Origin of the sequence: Castellaniella hirudinis (assembly GCF_042651965.1) — a bacterium.
GTDB lineage: Bacteria > Pseudomonadota > Gammaproteobacteria > Burkholderiales > Burkholderiaceae_B > Castellaniella > Castellaniella hirudinis.
This window is the reverse complement of record NZ_JBHSDY010000004.1, coordinates 1-15,483: the sequence shown is the minus strand read 5'-3', so window position 1 is coordinate 15,483 and position 15,483 is coordinate 1. Positions and strand designations below refer to the sequence as shown.

The following is a 15,483-nucleotide window of genomic DNA, read 5'->3' as shown; positions in this document are numbered from 1 at the left end:
AATGCAGCCCGTGGTTGAAAAATTGTCCGGCCTGGAGCGCCGCGTTGATCTGACCGTCTCGGTCGCCGACATCGAAAAAGAAGTCCAGGCGCAGCTCAAGCGCGTCGCCAAGACGGCGAAGGTGCAGGGCTTCCGTCCCGGCAAGGCGCCCCTGTCGGTCATCGAACGCAGCCATGGCCCGTCGGTCCGCTATGACGTGATCAACAGCCAGATCGGCAAATCCCTGGATAAGGTGATCGAGGACGCCAAGCTGCGCGTGGCCGGCACCCCCAACCTGGAACCCAAGGTCGACGAGACCGAAGAAGGCGTGATGTCGTTTTCCGCCACCTTCGAGGTCTATCCCGAGATCACGCTGCCGGACCTGGCTGCCCTGAAGGTCACCCGCAATACCGTGCAGGTGGGCGATGCCGAAGTGCAGCAGACCATCGACATCCTGCGCCGCCAGCGCACGGTCTTCAAGCCGGCTGCCGACCGCGCCGCCCAGAGCGGTGATCGCGTCACCCTGGACTTCGCCGGCACCATCGACGGCGTGGCCTTCGAAGGCGGCACCGCCCAGGACTTCCCCTTCGTGCTGGGCCAGGGCCGCATGCTGCCCGAATTCGAAGCCGCCGCGACCGGCCTGAAGGCCGGCGAGACCAAGGTCTTCCCGCTGGCCTTCCCGGAAGACTACGGCAGCCCCGCCGTGGCCGGCAAGACGGCTGAATTCACGATTACCGTGAAGGAAGTCGCCGAGCCCGAACTGCCCGAGATCGACGCCGACTTCGCCCGCGCCCTGGGCCAGGCCGAAGGCGATGTGGACGCCCTGCTGGCCGATGTGCGCACCAATGTCGAACGCGAAGCCCAGGCCCGTGCGAAAAACCGCACCAAGGCCAGCGTCATGGACGCCCTGGCGGCCGCCTGCGATTTCGATCTGCCCAAGGCCCTGGTGGACGGCGAAGTCGCCAACCGCACCGCCGCCGCGCGCGAGGAACTGAAGCAGCGCGGGCTGCCCAACGCCGACAGCATCCCCATCCCGGAAGACACCTTCCGTCCGGAAGCCGAGCGCCGCGTGCGCCTGGGCCTGCTGGTCAGCGAACTCGTCCAGTCCGCCGACCTCAAGGCCAAGCCGGAACAAGTCCGCGCCCGCATCGAAGAGTTCGCCAAGAGCTACGAGCAGCCCGCCCAGGTCGTGGCCTACTACCTGTCCGACCGCCAGCGTCGTGCCGAGATCGAATCGCTGGTCCTGGAAGACAATCTGGTCGACCACGTGCTGGCGGCCGCTCAGGTGGCTGACGAGGCCGTTGATTTTGATACTTTGATGGGTGCCCGCTGAGATGAACCGGTTCACCGATTTCTACGCGTCGATGTACGGCGGGGACTCGGTCGTCCCCACCGGCCTGGGCTACGTGCCCATCGTCATTGAGCAGTCCGGTCGCGGCGAGCGGTCCTACGACATCTATTCGCGCCTGCTGCGCGAACGGGTGATTTTCTTCGTGGGTCCGGTCAACGACCAGTCGGCCAATCTGGTCGTGGCGCAGTTGCTGTTCCTGGAATCGGAGAACCCTGACAAGGACATCTCGCTGTACATCAATTCCCCGGGCGGCTCGGTCTACGCCGGCATGGCGATCTTCGACACCATGCAGTTCGTCAAGCCCGAGGTCTCCACCCTGTGCACCGGCCTGGCCGCCAGCATGGGCGCGTTCCTGCTGGCTGCGGGCGCCAAGGGCAAGCGCTACGCGCTGCCGAATTCGCGCATCATGATCCACCAGCCCTCGGGCGGCGCCCAGGGCCAGGCCTCGGACATCCAGATCCAGGCCAAGGAAATCCTCAGCCTGCGCGAACGCCTGAACGGCATTCTGGCCGAACGCACCGGCCAGGACATCGAGCGCATCGGTGTGGACACCGAACGCGACAATTTCATGTCCGCCGACGAAGCGCGGGAATACGGACTGATCGACAAGGTATTGGTTTCGCGCACTGACGAAATCAAGTGATTGGATAGCCATGACCGAAAAAAAAGGTTCCAGCGAGGACAAGGCGCTGCATTGCTCCTTCTGCAACAAAAGCCAGCACGAAGTCCATAAGCTGATCGCCGGGCCTTCCGTCTTCATCTGCGATGAATGCATCAGCCTGTGCAACGACATCATCCGCGAAGAGTCCCAGGACGCGGCACGGGCCGCCGTGCGCAAAGAACTGCCCACGCCGCAGGAAATCAAGTCCTTTCTGGACGGCTACGTCATCGGCCAGGAAACGCCCAAGCGCAATCTGGCGGTGGCGGTCTACAACCACTACAAGCGCATCCGCTACCAGGACGCCAAGGACGGCGACGTCGAACTGTCCAAGAGCAACATCCTGCTGATCGGGCCGACCGGTTCGGGCAAGACCCTGCTGGCGCAGACGCTGGCGCGCATGCTGGACGTGCCTTTCGTGATGGCCGACGCCACCACCCTGACGGAAGCCGGCTACGTCGGCGAGGACGTCGAGAACATCATCCAGAAGCTGCTGCAGAACTGCAACTACGAGGTTGAAAAGGCCCAGCGCGCCATCATCTACATCGATGAAATCGACAAGATTTCGCGCAAGTCCGACAACCCCTCCATCACCCGCGACGTGTCGGGCGAGGGCGTGCAGCAGGCGCTGCTGAAGCTCATCGAAGGCACGGTCGCCTCGGTGCCGCCGCAGGGCGGGCGCAAGCACCCCAACCAGGACTTCGTCCAGGTCGACACCACCAACATCCTGTTCATCGTCGGCGGCGCCTTCGATGGTCTGGAAAAGATCATCCGTGATCGCAGCGAACGCTCCGGCATCGGCTTTGCCGCCACGGTGCGCGCGCGTTCCGAGCGCGGTGTGGGCGAACTGTTCGCCGAGGTCGAGCCCGAAGACCTGATCAAGTTCGGCCTGATCCCGGAACTGGTCGGCCGCCTGCCGGTGGTCGCCACCCTGGAAGAACTGACCGAGGATACGCTGGTGCGCATCCTGACCGAGCCGCGCAACGCGGTGGTCAAGCAGTTCCAGAAGCTGTTCGAGATGGAAGACGTCGAACTCGACGTGACTCCCGAGGCCCTGACGGCGATCGCCCGCCGGGCCATCAAGCGTCGCACCGGCGCCCGCGGCCTGCGTTCCATCATGGAACAATCGCTGCTCAGCACGATGTACGAACTGCCTTCGCGTCAGGACATCAACCGCGTGGTCCTGGAAAAGGACGCGGTCGAAGGGCAGGACACGCCGACGCTGGTCAAGGGGCCCCGGCCCGAGCGCCAGGTCGAAGAAAAGCCGCTGCGCTCGGCCGCCGCCTGATCTTGCATCCGGTCGCTGTTCCCGTCCTCCGGACGGGGCAGCCCGGAGCCGGTTCCCGTATACTGGCCGTGTGCCCCGGCTCTTGAAAAGCGTCCGTCCGGCACCATATTCATCAGCAGGCACTATACGAAAAAGGAAGCCCGCGCTTCCTTTTTCTTTCAGATTCAATCGTTTGAGGAATCCACCATGTCTGCTAGCCAGATTCTGACTCAGGAACCTGTGGAACTGCCGTTGCTGCCTTTGCGCGACGTCGTGGTCTTTCCCCACATGGTCATCCCGCTGTTCGTGGGACGGCCGCGTTCCATCAAGGCGCTCGAACTGGCCATGGAGGCCGGCAGCAGCGTCATGCTGGTGGCCCAGAAATCCGCCGGCAAGGACGAACCCACGCCTGACGATCTGTACGAGATCGGCTGCGCGGCCAACATCCTGCAGATGCTGAAACTGCCCGACGGCACCGTCAAGGTGCTGGTCGAAGGCTTGCAGCGCGCCCGCATCCACGAAGTCACCGACGCCGAAACCCATTTCGCGGCGAGCGTCTCCGGCATCGCCGAAGACCAGTCCGGCCAGGCCGAGGCTGAAGCCCTGCGCCGCGCCGTCGTGGCCCAGTTTGAACAGTACGTCAAACTGAACAAGAAGATCCCCCAGGAAATCCTGACTTCGCTGTCGGGGATCGAGGACGCCGGCCGTCTGGCCGACACCATCGCCGCCCATCTGCCCCTGAAGATCGAGCAGAAACAGTCCCTGCTCGACATGCCCGGTGCTGCACAGCGCCTGGAGGCGCTGCTGGCCCAACTGGAATCGGAAATCGAGATCCTGCAGGTCGAAAAGCGCATCCGCGGCCGTGTCAAGAAGCAGATGGAAAAGAGCCAGCGCGACTACTATCTGAACGAGCAGGTCAAGGCCATCCAGAAGGAATTGGGCGAAGGCGAAGAAGGCGCCGACATCGAGGAGCTCGAACGTCGCATCGCCTCGGCGCATCTGCCCAAGGAAGCTCGCAAGAAGGCCGACGCCGAACTGAAGAAGCTCAAGCTGATGTCGCCCATGTCGGCCGAGGCCACCGTGGTGCGCAACTACATCGACACGCTGGTGGGCTTGCCGTGGCGTAAAAAGAGCCGCGTCAACAATGCCCTGCGTAATGCCGAGGAAGTCCTCGACGCCGATCACTACGGCCTGGAAAAGGTCAAGGAACGCATCGTCGAATACCTGGCGGTGCAGCAGCGCGTGGACAAGCTCAAGGCGCCGATCCTGTGCCTGGTCGGCCCCCCGGGCGTGGGCAAGACCTCGCTGGGCCAGTCCGTGGCCCGTGCGACCAATCGCAAGTTCGTGCGCATGGCGCTGGGCGGCGTGCGTGACGAGGCCGAAATCCGCGGCCATCGGCGCACCTACATCGGTTCCATGCCGGGCAAGATCCTGCAGAACATGACCAAGGTCGGCGTGCGCAATCCGCTGTTCCTGCTCGACGAGATCGACAAGCTGGGCGCGGATTTCCGCGGCGACCCGTCCTCGGCCCTGCTGGAAGTGCTCGATCCGGAACAGAATCACACCTTCCAGGATCACTACATCGAGGTCGATTTCGACCTGTCGGATGTGATGTTCGTGGCGACCAGCAATACGCTGAACATTCCGCCGGCCCTGCTGGACCGGATGGAAGTCATCCGCCTGTCGGGCTACACCGAAGACGAGAAGGTCCACATCGCCTTCGACCACCTGCTGCCCAAGCTGATGAAGAACAACGGCGTGAAGGACGGCGAACTGAGCATTTCCGAGGACGCCATCCGCGACATCGTGCGTTATTACACGCGTGAAGCCGGGGTGCGCGCGCTGGAACGCGAAGTCTCCAAGATCTGCCGCAAGGCCGTCAAGCGTCTGCTCAGCAATCCTGCCGAGTCGGCCCGCAAGACCAACGACCAGGCCGCCATCGTGGTCAACGCCGCCAATCTGAACGATTTCCTGGGGGTGCGCCGCTACAATTTCGGCGTGGCCGAAAAGGAAGACAAGGTCGGCCAGGTCACCGGTCTGGCCTGGACGGAAGTCGGCGGCGACCTGCTGACCATCGAGGCGGCCGACATGCCGGGCAAGGGCGCGGTCCTGCGCACGGGCTCGCTGGGCGACGTGATGAAGGAATCGGTCGAGGCCGCCCGCACTGTGGTGCGCGCCCGCGCCCGTAAGTGGGGCATTGCGGATCAGGCCTTCGAAAAGCGCGATCTGCACATCCACTTTCCGGAAGGCGCCACGCCCAAGGACGGTCCTTCGGCCGGGGCCGCGATCACCACGGCCATGGTGTCGGCGCTGACCGGCATTCCGGTGCGGGCCGACGTCGCCATGACGGGGGAAATCACCCTGCGCGGCGAGGTGCTGGAGATCGGCGGCCTGAAGGAAAAGCTGCTGGCGGCGCATCGCGGCGGCATCAAGACCGTGATGATCCCCGAGGAAAACGTCAAGGATCTGGCTGAAATCCCGGACAACGTGAAAAACCACCTGGAAATCATCCCGGTGCGCTGGATCGACCGGGTGCTGGAAGTCGCCTTGCAGCGCATGCCCGTGCCTTTGTCAGACGAAGAAGTCGCTCGTCTGGCGGCCGAGGCGGTGGCTGCCGCCAAGCCGGTTGAATCCGGCAGCGGCGGGGTGATGAAGCACTGATTTCTTTCGGCGCTTCCCAGCAAAAAGGCCTGTGTTTGTTGAAAACACAGGCCTTTGTTTTGATTGAATCAATGCAGCGCGGTCGTGCGGATCAGGCCGACGGCGATGCCTTCGATGGCGAAGTCGTCGCCGGGTCCGACGTCGATCGGCTGGAAGTCCGGGTTTTCGGGCAGCAGGCGGATGCGGCGGCCCTGGTGGTCCAGGCGCTTGACGGTCACGTCGTCGCCCAGGCGGGCGACCACGATCTGGCCGTGGCGGGCCTGGGGCGTGCTGCGCACGGCCAGCAGGTCGCCGTCCAGGATGCCGGCATCGCGCATGCTGCTGCCGCGCACGCGCAGCAGATAATCGGGGGCCGCCTCGAACAGGTGGGGGGCCAGGGGGATTTCGCGTTCGACGTGTTCGGCCGCCAGGACGGGGCTGCCGGCGGCGACGCGGCCCACCAGCGGCACCAGGCGGTTGTCGGCCGGTTCGATCCAGGTCGGGGCGCCGGGCAGGGGGCCGGGCGTGCGGCCTGGCGCCGGACGGGATGTGCGCCCGACCGCATCGGTGGTCCCGGTGGCGTCGGCCGCATGGATATCGTCGGCCGTGGAGGCGGACTGGGCCTGTCCGGTGAGCTGGATGCCGCGCGAGGTGCCGGCCGACAGCAGGACGTACCCCTTGCGTTCCAGCGCGCGCAAATGGTCTTCAGCGGCGTTGGCCGAGCGAAAGCCCAGTTCACGGGCGATTTCGGCCCGGGTCGGGGGGCGGCCCGTCTGTTGCATGGATTGCCGGATGAGATCCAGGATCTGGGACTGTCGGGCGGTGAGTTTCAGGGCCATGTCGAGGTACTGGATGGAAACACAGCCTGTATTGTGACGGAAGGCCGAGTGCGGCGCAAGCGGGAGGCCGCTGCAGCGCCGGAAACGACGACGGGACCCTCGCAAGGGTCCCGCCGGGCGACTGCGCATCAAACGCGCCGGCCCGCAAGCCGACGCGCGAGAACGATCAGTTCTTGATCACCTGGGCCACGGCCTGGGCGACGTAGTCGATGTTGCCGCTGTTCAGGGCGGCCACGCAGATGCGGCCGCTGCCCACGGCATAGATGCCGAATTCTTCGCGCAGGCGGTCCACCTGGGCCTTGGTCAGGCCGGAGAACGAGAACATGCCGCGCTGGGCCTTGACGAAGCTGAAGTCCTGGTCCACGCCCTGGGCCTGGATCTTTTCGACCAGTTGGTGGCGCATGGTGCGGATGCGATCGCGCATGCCGGCCAGTTCTTCGGACCACTGGGCGTACAGTTCGGGCGTGTTCAGCACGGTCGAGACCATGGCGCCGCCGTGGGTGGGCGGGTTGGAGTAGTTGGTGCGGATGACGCGCTTGAGCTGGCTGAGCACGCGGGCGCTTTCCTCGTCGCCGCCGGTCACCAGGGTCAGGGCGCCGACGCGCTCGCCGTACAGCGAGAAGGACTTGGAGAACGAGGAACTGATGAACATGGTCATGCCCAGGTCCGCGAACAGGCGCACCACGGCGGCGTCTTCTTCGATGCCGGCGCCGAAGCCCTGGTAGGCGATGTCCAGGAAGGGCACCAGTTGACCGGCCTGCAGCGTGCGGGCGATTTCCTGCCACTGGTCCAGGGTAGGATCGACGCCGGTGGGGTTGTGGCAGCAGGCGTGCAGCACGACGACGGTGCCGGCGGGCAAGGCGCGCAGCGAGGCCAGCATGCCGTCGAAGTTCAGGCCGTGCGTGGCGGCGTCGTAGTAGTCATAGTGGACGATGGGGAAGCCGGCGGCGCTGAACAGGGCCTGGTGGTTGTCCCAGCTGGGGTTGCTGATGGCGACCTGGGCCTGGGGCAGAATCCGCTTCAGGAAGTCGGCGCCGATCTTCAGCGCGCCGGTGCCGCCCAGGGTCTGGACCGTCAGCGAGCGGTGTTCGGCGATCAGCGGCGAACCGGCGCCCAGCAGCAGGGTGCGGGCGCCCGTGTTGTAACCGGGGATGCCGTCGATCGGCAGGTAGTTGCGCGGTGCGGCCTGTTCGAACAGGCGGGCTTCGGCCTGGCGGACGGCTTTCAGCAGGGGGATGTGGCCCGCGTCGTCATAGTAGACGCCGACGCCGAGATTGACCTTGGTGGACCGGGTGTCGGCCTTGAATTGTTCGTTCAGGCCCAGGATGGGGTCGCGCGGAGCGAGTTCGACAGATGCGAAGATGGAGGACATGGTTACCGGGAGGACAAAGGAGAGGAGTCTTGGGAACCTCTGAACGCTCGACTTATGCAGAGGTTCCTTTGGTCACGTGGGCCAACAGTGTGATAATAAGGGGTTTACCCGAACAGTGTCTAGTTGAGCCCATGTCCCATCAGGTCGAAATCCAACAGGGCCAGTCCCCGGATGCCCCCGAGGCTGTGCCGGGGTTCGTCCAGTATCCGGACAGCCCGTTCCAGTTGTTCCAGCCCTATCCGCCGGCCGGCGACCAGCCGGCCGCGATCGACGCGCTGGAAGAGGGCGTGCGCGATGGGCTCATGTGCCAGACCCTGCTGGGGGTGACGGGTTCGGGCAAGACCTACACCATGGCCAATCTGATCGCCCGCACCGGACGCCCGGCCATCGTGCTGGCGCCCAACAAGACCCTGGCCGCTCAGTTGTACGCCGAAATGCGTGAATTCTTCCCCCGCAATGCGGTGGAATATTTCGTGTCTTACTACGATTACTACCAGCCTGAGGCCTATGTGCCTTCGCGCGACCTGTTCATCGAGAAAGACTCGTCCATCAACGAGCACATCGAGCAGATGCGTCTGTCGGCCACCAAAAGCCTGCTGGAACGCCCCGACACCATCATCGTGGGCACCGTGTCCTGCATTTACGGGATCGGCAATCCGGGCGACTACCACGCGATGGTGCTGACGCTGCGCACCGGCGACCGGGTCGGCCGCCAGGAAGTCCTGGCGCGGCTGGTGTCCATGCAGTACGAACGCAACGATATGGAGTTTTCCCGGGGGACTTTCCGGGCGCGCGGCGAGGTCATCGATGTTTTTCCGGCCGAACACGCCGAACAGGCCCTGCGTATCACGCTGTTCGACGACGAGATCGAGTCCCTGGACCTGTTCGACCCTCTGACGGGCAAGCCGGTCCAGAGTCTGGTGCGGTTCACGATCTTCCCCAGCTCGCACTACGTGACGCCGCGCGAGACCGTGCTGCGCGCCATCGAGACCATCAAGGTAGAACTGCGCGACCGGCTGGCCGAGCTGACCGAGGCCGGCAAGCTGGTCGAAGTCCAGCGGCTGGAACAACGCACCCGCTTCGACCTGGAAATGCTGCAGGAACTGGGCTTTTGCAAGGGCATCGAAAACTATTCGCGGCATCTGTCGGGGGCCTTGCCGGGTGAACCGCCGCCGACCTTGATCGACTATCTGCCCGCCAACGCCCTGATGTTCATCGACGAGAGCCACGTCACGATCGGCCAGTTGGGCGGCATGTACCGGGGCGACCGGTCGCGCAAGGACACGCTGGTGCAGTTCGGCTTCCGGCTGCCTTCGGCGCTGGATAACCGGCCTTTGCGCCTGGAGGAATTCGAGGCGCGCATGCCGCAATGCGTGTTCGTGTCCGCCACGCCCGGCCCCTACGAAGCCGAGCATGCGGACCAGGTGGTCGAGCAGGTCGTGCGTCCGACCGGCCTGGTGGACCCGGAGGTCGATCTGCGTCCGGCCGTCACCCAGGTCGACGACCTGCTGGGCGAGGCCAAGCTGCGCATCGCGCGCCACGAACGGGTGCTGGTCACCACGCTGACCAAGCGCATGGCCGAGGACTTGACGGAATATCTGGGGGAAAGCGGCCTCAAGGTCCGCTACCTGCATTCCGACATCGACACGGTGGAACGGGTCGAGATCATCCGTGACCTGCGCCTGGGGACTTTTGACGTGCTGGTCGGGATCAACCTGCTGCGCGAAGGCCTGGACATCCCGGAGGTCTCCCTGGTGGCGATCCTGGATGCTGACAAGGAAGGCTTTCTGCGTTCGGAGCGCAGCCTGATCCAGACCATCGGCCGGGCGGCGCGCAATCTGAACGGGCGCGCCATCCTGTACGCCGACCGGGTGACCGACTCCATGCGCCGCGCCATGGATGAGACGGCCCGCCGCCGGGAAAAGCAGCAGGCCTTCAACCTCGAACACGGCATCACCGCCAGGGGCGTCAGCAAGGCGGTGCGCGACCTGATCGACGGGGTGGCTGTGACTGCGGCGGCGACGCCTGCCGGCGCCGGGTACGACGAGTCGGCCCTGCATGACGAGAAATCCCTGGCGCGGGAAATCCGCCGCCTGGAACAGCGCATGAACGAGCATGCCCGCAACCTGGAATTCGAGCAGGCGGCTGCGGTGCGCGACACCCTGCGCACCTTGAAGGCCCGCGCCTTGATGGAGTGAGGGGCCGACCGAGGGGCTGTTTCGGAAGTGCTTCAAGTATCAGGTTTTTTTGTGGTTTTCCCCAGAAAATGCTTGCCAAATTCCGGGTTTTCCCGCACACTTTCACCTATCATGCATAAGGTACTTTTTGTCTGTACGGGCAATATCTGCCGTTCTCCCACTGCCCAGGGCGTCTTCCAGCACATCGTCGATGAGGCCGGTCTGTCCGACGCGATTGCCGTCGATTCCGCCGCGACTCACCACTTCCATGTGGGTGAGGCGCCGGACGCGCGCGCCCAGACTGCCGCGCGCAAGCGTGGCTATGATCTGTCGTCGCTGGTGGCTCGCCAGATCCGCGCCGAAGACTTCCGCGATGCCGACCTGATTCTGGCCATGGACTGGGAAAACCTGTCCGCGCTGCAGCAGCAGTGCCCCAAGGTCTACCAGCACAAGCTCATGCTGTTGATGCGCTTCTCGAACGAATTCGAGGAAGCCACCGTGCCCGATCCTTACTATGGCGGTCCCGAAGGCTTCAACAAGGTCCTGGACTACATCGAAGACTCCTGCCAGGGCGTCCTCGAACTGGTGCGCAAGCGCGCGCTGCAGTATCAGGCTGCCTGATCGATTCCTCCTTTCTCGTGCAAAAAGGGCGCCTGAGGCGCCCTTTGCATATCCGGGGATGCCGTGTCGGGCGGGCGAGCGAACCCTTGCCTGCAATATGGTCAAAATTGACAAGCATCAAGTTTTGTTAATTTACATCGCTTAAAACCGAGTGTTTTAGTCGGGTAAAAGGGTACACTTGACTTGAACAGTCGGGTATTCGCCACATCCGGGAATGCTTCGCACCCACAGAGGACTTCACCATGCGTTTGACGACCAAAGGGCGTTTTGCCGTGACGGCCATGATCGATCTGGCTTTGCGCCATCACAGTGGACCGGTGACGCTGGCCGCCATCAGCGCGCGCCAGAACATTTCCCTGTCTTATCTGGAGCAGTTGTTCGGCAAGCTGCGCCGGCACGAACTGGTCGACAGCGTGCGCGGCCCGGGAGGCGGCTACACGCTGGCCCGGCATGCGCGTGACATTTCCGTGGCGGACATCATCTTTGCCGTCGACGAGCCCCTGGATGCCACGAGCTGCGGCGGCAAGGAAAACTGCGACATCGGCCGCAACGGGCAGAGCGGCAAGTGCATGACCCACGACCTGTGGGCGACTTTGAGTCGTAAAATGCTGGAATACCTGGACTCGGTTTCGCTGCAGGATCTGGTTGATCAGCAGCGCTTGCGCGAATGGCAGGAATCCGGCCACATGCGTCACGGCCGCACGACCATCCCGATTACGCCGATGGCGGCTGATTCCCAGGCCCAGGAGCCCGTATCGGCCTGATTTCCCGGAGTTTCAATGCCTCATCTGCCCCCGGATCGCCCGCTTTATCTGGACTATTCCGCCACCACGCCCGTCGACGAACGCGTCCTCCAGGCCATGTTGCCCTGGCTGAGCGAACGCTTCGGCAATCCGGCGTCGAACAGTCACGCCTGGGGCTGGGATGCGGAAGAGGCCGTCGAACGGGCCCGGGCTCAGGTCGCGGGTTTGATCCATGCCGATCCGCGCGAGATCGTCTGGACTTCCGGCGCCACCGAGTCCGACAATCTGGCGATCAAAGGCGCGGCGCATTTCCATTCCGGCCGGGGCAAACACATCGTCACGGTCCGCACCGAGCACAAGGCGGTGCTGGATCCCTGCCTGGAACTCGAACGCCAGGGCTTTGACGTGACCTGGCTGGACGTGGATGCCCACGGACTGGTCAGTCCCGGTGCGCTGGCCGCCGTGCTGCGCCCCGATACGATTCTGGTCTCGGTGATGCTGGTCAACAACGAAATCGGCGTCATCCAGGACGTTGCCGCGCTGGCGGCGCTGTGCCGTGCGCGCGGCATCCTGTTTCACACCGACGCCGCCCAGGCCACCGGCAAGCTGGCGGTGGACGTCGAGGCGCTGGGCGTGGACCTGATGTCCCTGTCGGCGCACAAGACCTACGGTCCCAAGGGCGTCGGCGCGCTGTATGTGCGCCGCAAGCCGCGCGTGCGCCTGGAGGCCCAGATTCACGGCGGCGGCCACGAGCGCGGTCTGCGCTCGGGCACATTGCCCACCCACCAGATCGTCGGCATGGGCGCGGCCTATGCGTTGGCGGGTGAACTGATGGATGATGAAATCCCGCGCATCCGCGCACTGCGTGACCGCCTGTGGGACGGTCTGCGCGATCTGCCGGACGTGTATCTCAACGGCGACCCGGAACGGCGCGTGGCGCACACGCTGAATGTCAGCGTGGCCCACATCGAGGGCGAGGCCCTGCTGATGTCGGTGCCGGAACTGGCCGTGTCCTCGGGTTCGGCCTGCACCTCGGCCAGTCTCGAGCCGTCCCATGTGTTGCGCGCCCTGGGGCGCAGCGACACCCTGGCGCACAGCTCGTTGCGCCTGACCCTGGGGCGCTACACCACGCAGGATGAAGTGGACCGCGCCGTGCGGCTGTTGCGCGCCCAGATCGGGCGGCTGCGCGATCTGTCGCCGTTGTGGGAAATGCGCCAGCAGGGCACCCTGGGCGCCTGGGCGGAGCATTGCTGATGGCCGGTCCGTCGTACGGGCCGCAGGTCCTGGAACACTACCTGCATCCGCGCAACGTCGGCTCTTTCGATGCGCACGATCCCCGGGTGGGCACTGCGCTGGTGGGTTCGCCGGAGCTGGGTCAGATCCTGAAACTGCAGATCCGCGTGGATGGCGCTACCATAGAATCTGCCTGCTTCCGGGCGTTCGGCAGCGGCGAGGCCATCGCGGCCGGCTCCCTGGCGACAGAATGGTTGCGGGGACGTGATTTGAGCCTGGCGCTGGTCATCAGCAGCCAGGACATCGTCCAGGCGCTGGATCTGCCTGCCGAAAAACTGCACTGCGCGCTGCTGGCCCAGGATGCCATCCGCGCGGTCGTGGCCGATTACACTGATAAACATCCTGTTCCTGAGGCACATCATGGGAATCACGCTGACACAACGCGCTGCTGAGCACATTCAGCGCCATCTGGAAAAACGCGGCAAGGGCCTGGGCCTGCGCCTGGGGGTCAAGCCCTCGGGCTGCTCGGGCATGTCCTATCAACTGGAATACGTGGACGATCCCGTCGCCGACGATCAGATCTTCGAGCAGTTCGGCGCCCGTTTGTATGTGCCGTCCGACAGCCTGCCGTATCTGCAGGGTACGGAACTGGACTATGCCCGCGAAGGCCTGAACGAAGGCTTCCGCTTCAACAACCCCAACGAAAAAGCCGCCTGCGGCTGCGGGGAATCGTTCACGGTCTGAGACGTCCGTCTCATGGACCGCGTGGGGGCGCGGCTTCGCGTCCCCGCCGGGTTTCATGCCATTGAATAGAACGAACGGTCGTGCTATTCTTTGGGCATGACTTCTGTATCCGCTCCCGGCAAGCGCGTCGCCACGCGCGAACTCATCCTCGACAACGCCTATGCCCTGGCCTGTGAAGGCGGGCTGGAAGCCTTGTCCATCGGCATCCTGGCGGCCAGCGTCGGCATGTCCAAGAGCGGGGTGTTCGCTCATTTCGGGTCCCGCGAGGATCTCCAGCTTGCCGTGCTGAATACCGGCAAGGAACGGCTGCTCGCCAGCGTGCTGCTGCCCGCGCTGAAGCAGCCGCGCGGCTTGCCGCGCCTGCGCGCCATCGTGGCGAACTGGTTCGACTGGGCCCATCGCTACCAAAGCGGCTGCGTGCTGCTGTCTGCGGCCAGTGAATACGACGGCCGCGAAGGCGCGCTGCGCGATGCCGTGTTGGCGCAGCAGACAGGCTGGCGCGACGAACTGCGAAAAGCCGTCATGCAGGCGGTGGAGGCGGGGCATCTGCGCGCCGACACCGACGCATCCCAAGTGGCTTTCGAGATCTACGCGCTGATGCTGGCCCTGCACCATGACGGCGGCCTGTTCGGCTACGACGAGGCCCTGCACCATGCCATGGCGGCGTTCGAACGCCTCTGGCGTAGCTGGCAGCCCTGAATCCGACCCTGACCCAGAGGCGATCCCATGTCCTCCTTCTCCGTCCCCGCCCCCTTGCAGTTGGGGGCCTTGCGCGCCGGCCTGATGCTGAGCGCCTGGCTGGCGCCCCGGCATGCGGCCGGCTGGGCCGCACGGCTGTTCGCCACTCCGTCCCCTCGGGCGCGGCGGGTGCCCGAGGGCGGCGGTGCGCAGCAGGGGCGGCTGGAGGTCCTGGGCGAAACCGTCGCCACCTATGTCTGGGGCGATCCCGGCACCCAGCCCTACGTCTTGCTGGCGCATGGCTGGTCCAGCCACGGCCTGTGTTTCCGCCCGTGGGTGGACGGCCTGCGTGCGCAGGGCTACGCCGTGGTGGCGTTTGACCAGCCCGGCCATGGCCGCAGCACGGGCGCGCACTGTTCGCTGCCGGAATTCGTCGCGACGATCCGCGCCGTGGGCGCCGTCTACGGACCGGCGGCGCTGGCGATCGGGCATTCCCTGGGCGGTGCGGCGCTGACCCTGGCCCAGGATGAAACCTGGCAGGCTCAGCGCCTGATTCTGGTCGCGCCCCCCGCCGACCTGTCCGAAGTGGTCGGCCGGCATCTGCGCCGGCTGTGGCTCAGAGAATCGCTGCGCCCGGCCTGCACCGATTGGCTGCTGCGCCGCACCGGCGTGGGAATCGAGACCCTGGATATCCACCGTCGCCTGCCCGCATTGGGGCAGCCCGCATTGATCGTGCATGATCTGGACGACAGGCAGGTGCCCTGGAGCGAGGGGGAATACTATGCGCATCGCTTGCCTGGTGCGCGTCTGCTGAGCACGCAGGGCCTGGGGCATCGCCGCCTGCTGGACGACCCGGACACGATTGCCGCCGCCCTGGCGTTTGCGCGGGGCGAGGCCGTCGGCAGCCGGGTGATCGGGTCGCCCGAGCTGTCGCTGGGATTTGTTTGAGGTATCCCGGCCAGATCCAATGAAAAAAGCCGGTCGCCCGGCTTTTTTCATCGTCGGGCCGCCCCAAGATGAAAAGCGCCCCCTTGGGGGCAGCGAGCCCGGAGGGCGTAGCGTGGGGGCCTTTTTTCATCGTCGGGCCGCCCCAAGATGAAAAGCGCCCCCTTGTGAACTGACCCCCAGAAGTTGGACGGTCACAGATTAGGCGGTCAAGGCCTGAGTTCGGTATTGCACCG

The 15,483-nt window shown here is 64.9% G+C and carries 14 protein-coding genes; 12 read left to right on the top strand and 2 right to left on the bottom strand.

All coding sequences use genetic code 11. From position 1 onward, the window contains the following. Position 1 precedes the first annotated feature (1 nt). From tig to lon, 4 genes are all read left to right on the top strand, one after another. Positions 2-1,312 (top strand): trigger factor, encoded by a 1,311-nt coding sequence (tig, locus tag ACFO0J_RS07155; RefSeq protein WP_376812382.1) that lies wholly within the window; start codon positions 2-4, stop codon positions 1,310-1,312. A gap of 1 nt (position 1,313) precedes the next feature. Further along, positions 1,314-1,973 (top strand): ATP-dependent Clp endopeptidase proteolytic subunit ClpP, encoded by a 660-nt coding sequence (gene clpP / locus ACFO0J_RS07150; RefSeq protein ID WP_376812381.1) that lies wholly within the window; start codon positions 1,314-1,316, stop codon positions 1,971-1,973. A gap of 10 nt (positions 1,974-1,983) precedes the next feature. Then, positions 1,984-3,276: an ATP-dependent Clp protease ATP-binding subunit ClpX gene (gene clpX / locus ACFO0J_RS07145; RefSeq protein ID WP_376812380.1), complete on the top strand. Its 1,293-nt coding sequence runs from the start codon at positions 1,984-1,986 to the stop codon at positions 3,274-3,276. 186 nt (positions 3,277-3,462) lie between these two features. After that, positions 3,463-5,916 carry an endopeptidase La gene (gene lon, locus ACFO0J_RS07140; RefSeq protein WP_376812379.1) on the top strand — a complete coding sequence of 818 codons (2,454 nt, stop codon included), beginning with the start codon at positions 3,463-3,465 and terminating at the stop codon, positions 5,914-5,916. A 68-nt stretch (positions 5,917-5,984) separates the two neighbouring features. Here lon and lexA read toward each other — a convergent pair whose 3' ends face one another. Both lexA and ACFO0J_RS07130 read right to left on the bottom strand, forming a co-directional pair. Next, entirely contained in the window at positions 5,985-6,734 is a 750-nt protein-coding gene (lexA, locus tag ACFO0J_RS07135) for a transcriptional repressor LexA (protein ID WP_376812378.1), read from the bottom strand. A gap of 166 nt (positions 6,735-6,900) precedes the next feature. Beyond that, the gene (locus ACFO0J_RS07130) at positions 6,901-8,106 is read right to left on the bottom strand and encodes an amino acid aminotransferase (protein ID WP_376812377.1); all 1,206 of its coding nucleotides are present in this window, start codon (positions 8,104-8,106) and stop codon (positions 6,901-6,903) included. A 131-nt stretch (positions 8,107-8,237) separates the two neighbouring features. On the opposite strand from ACFO0J_RS07130, the gene uvrB reads away from it, so the two are divergent. From uvrB to ACFO0J_RS07090, 8 genes are all read left to right on the top strand, one after another. Beyond that, on the top strand, positions 8,238-10,304 hold the full coding sequence (gene uvrB / locus ACFO0J_RS07125; RefSeq protein ID WP_376812376.1) for an excinuclease ABC subunit UvrB: 2,067 nt from the start codon (positions 8,238-8,240) through the stop codon (positions 10,302-10,304). A gap of 108 nt (positions 10,305-10,412) precedes the next feature. Beyond that, positions 10,413-10,904 (top strand): low molecular weight protein-tyrosine-phosphatase, encoded by a 492-nt coding sequence (locus tag ACFO0J_RS07120; RefSeq protein ID WP_376812584.1) that lies wholly within the window; start codon positions 10,413-10,415, stop codon positions 10,902-10,904. A gap of 242 nt (positions 10,905-11,146) precedes the next feature. Beyond that, a complete protein-coding gene (gene iscR / locus ACFO0J_RS07115) occupies positions 11,147-11,668 on the top strand; it encodes a Fe-S cluster assembly transcriptional regulator IscR (RefSeq protein WP_376812375.1) in 522 nt (173 codons plus the stop codon). A 15-nt stretch (positions 11,669-11,683) separates the two neighbouring features. Then, complete coding sequence (locus ACFO0J_RS07110; protein WP_376812374.1) at positions 11,684-12,901, top strand: IscS subfamily cysteine desulfurase; 1,218 nt, start codon at positions 11,684-11,686, stop codon at positions 12,899-12,901. After that, entirely contained in the window at positions 12,901-13,332 is a 432-nt protein-coding gene (locus tag ACFO0J_RS07105) for an iron-sulfur cluster assembly scaffold protein (RefSeq protein ID WP_376812373.1), read from the top strand. The genes ACFO0J_RS07110 and ACFO0J_RS07105 overlap by 1 nt, the downstream gene beginning before the upstream one ends. Beyond that, complete coding sequence (gene iscA, locus ACFO0J_RS07100) at positions 13,301-13,624, top strand: iron-sulfur cluster assembly protein IscA (protein ID WP_376812372.1); 324 nt, start codon at positions 13,301-13,303, stop codon at positions 13,622-13,624. The genes ACFO0J_RS07105 and iscA overlap by 32 nt, the downstream gene beginning before the upstream one ends. A 96-nt stretch (positions 13,625-13,720) precedes the next feature. Beyond that, entirely contained in the window at positions 13,721-14,323 is a 603-nt protein-coding gene (locus ACFO0J_RS07095) for a TetR/AcrR family transcriptional regulator (RefSeq protein ID WP_376812371.1), read from the top strand. A 27-nt stretch (positions 14,324-14,350) separates the two neighbouring features. Continuing rightward, positions 14,351-15,250: an alpha/beta fold hydrolase gene (locus tag ACFO0J_RS07090; protein ID WP_376812370.1), complete on the top strand. Its 900-nt coding sequence runs from the start codon at positions 14,351-14,353 to the stop codon at positions 15,248-15,250. The last annotated feature ends 233 nt before the right edge of the window (positions 15,251-15,483 follow it).

Bases quoted from the DNA above. Each gene is read 5' to 3' on its own strand.
- ACFO0J_RS07110 (WP_376812374.1), top strand. From the start codon at position 11,684: ATGCCTCATCTGCCCCCGGATCGCCCGCTTTATCTGGACTATTCCGCC.
- clpP (WP_376812381.1), top strand. From the start codon at position 1,314: ATGAACCGGTTCACCGATTTCTACGCGTCGATGTACGGCGGGGACTCG.
- ACFO0J_RS07095 (WP_376812371.1), top strand. From the start codon at position 13,721: ATGACTTCTGTATCCGCTCCCGGCAAGCGCGTCGCCACGCGCGAACTC.
- iscR (WP_376812375.1), top strand. From the start codon at position 11,147: ATGCGTTTGACGACCAAAGGGCGTTTTGCCGTGACGGCCATGATCGAT.
- tig (WP_376812382.1), top strand. From the start codon at position 2: ATGCAGCCCGTGGTTGAAAAATTGTCCGGCCTGGAGCGCCGCGTTGAT.
- lexA (WP_376812378.1), bottom strand. From the start codon at position 6,734: ATGGCCCTGAAACTCACCGCCCGACAGTCCCAGATCCTGGATCTCATC.
- iscA (WP_376812372.1), top strand. From the start codon at position 13,301: ATGGGAATCACGCTGACACAACGCGCTGCTGAGCACATTCAGCGCCAT.
- ACFO0J_RS07130 (WP_376812377.1), bottom strand. From the start codon at position 8,106: ATGTCCTCCATCTTCGCATCTGTCGAACTCGCTCCGCGCGACCCCATC.
- ACFO0J_RS07090 (WP_376812370.1), top strand. From the start codon at position 14,351: ATGTCCTCCTTCTCCGTCCCCGCCCCCTTGCAGTTGGGGGCCTTGCGC.
- ACFO0J_RS07105 (WP_376812373.1), top strand. From the start codon at position 12,901: ATGGCCGGTCCGTCGTACGGGCCGCAGGTCCTGGAACACTACCTGCAT.
- uvrB (WP_376812376.1), top strand. From the start codon at position 8,238: ATGTCCCATCAGGTCGAAATCCAACAGGGCCAGTCCCCGGATGCCCCC.
- lon (WP_376812379.1), top strand. From the start codon at position 3,463: ATGTCTGCTAGCCAGATTCTGACTCAGGAACCTGTGGAACTGCCGTTG.
- clpX (WP_376812380.1), top strand. From the start codon at position 1,984: ATGACCGAAAAAAAAGGTTCCAGCGAGGACAAGGCGCTGCATTGCTCC.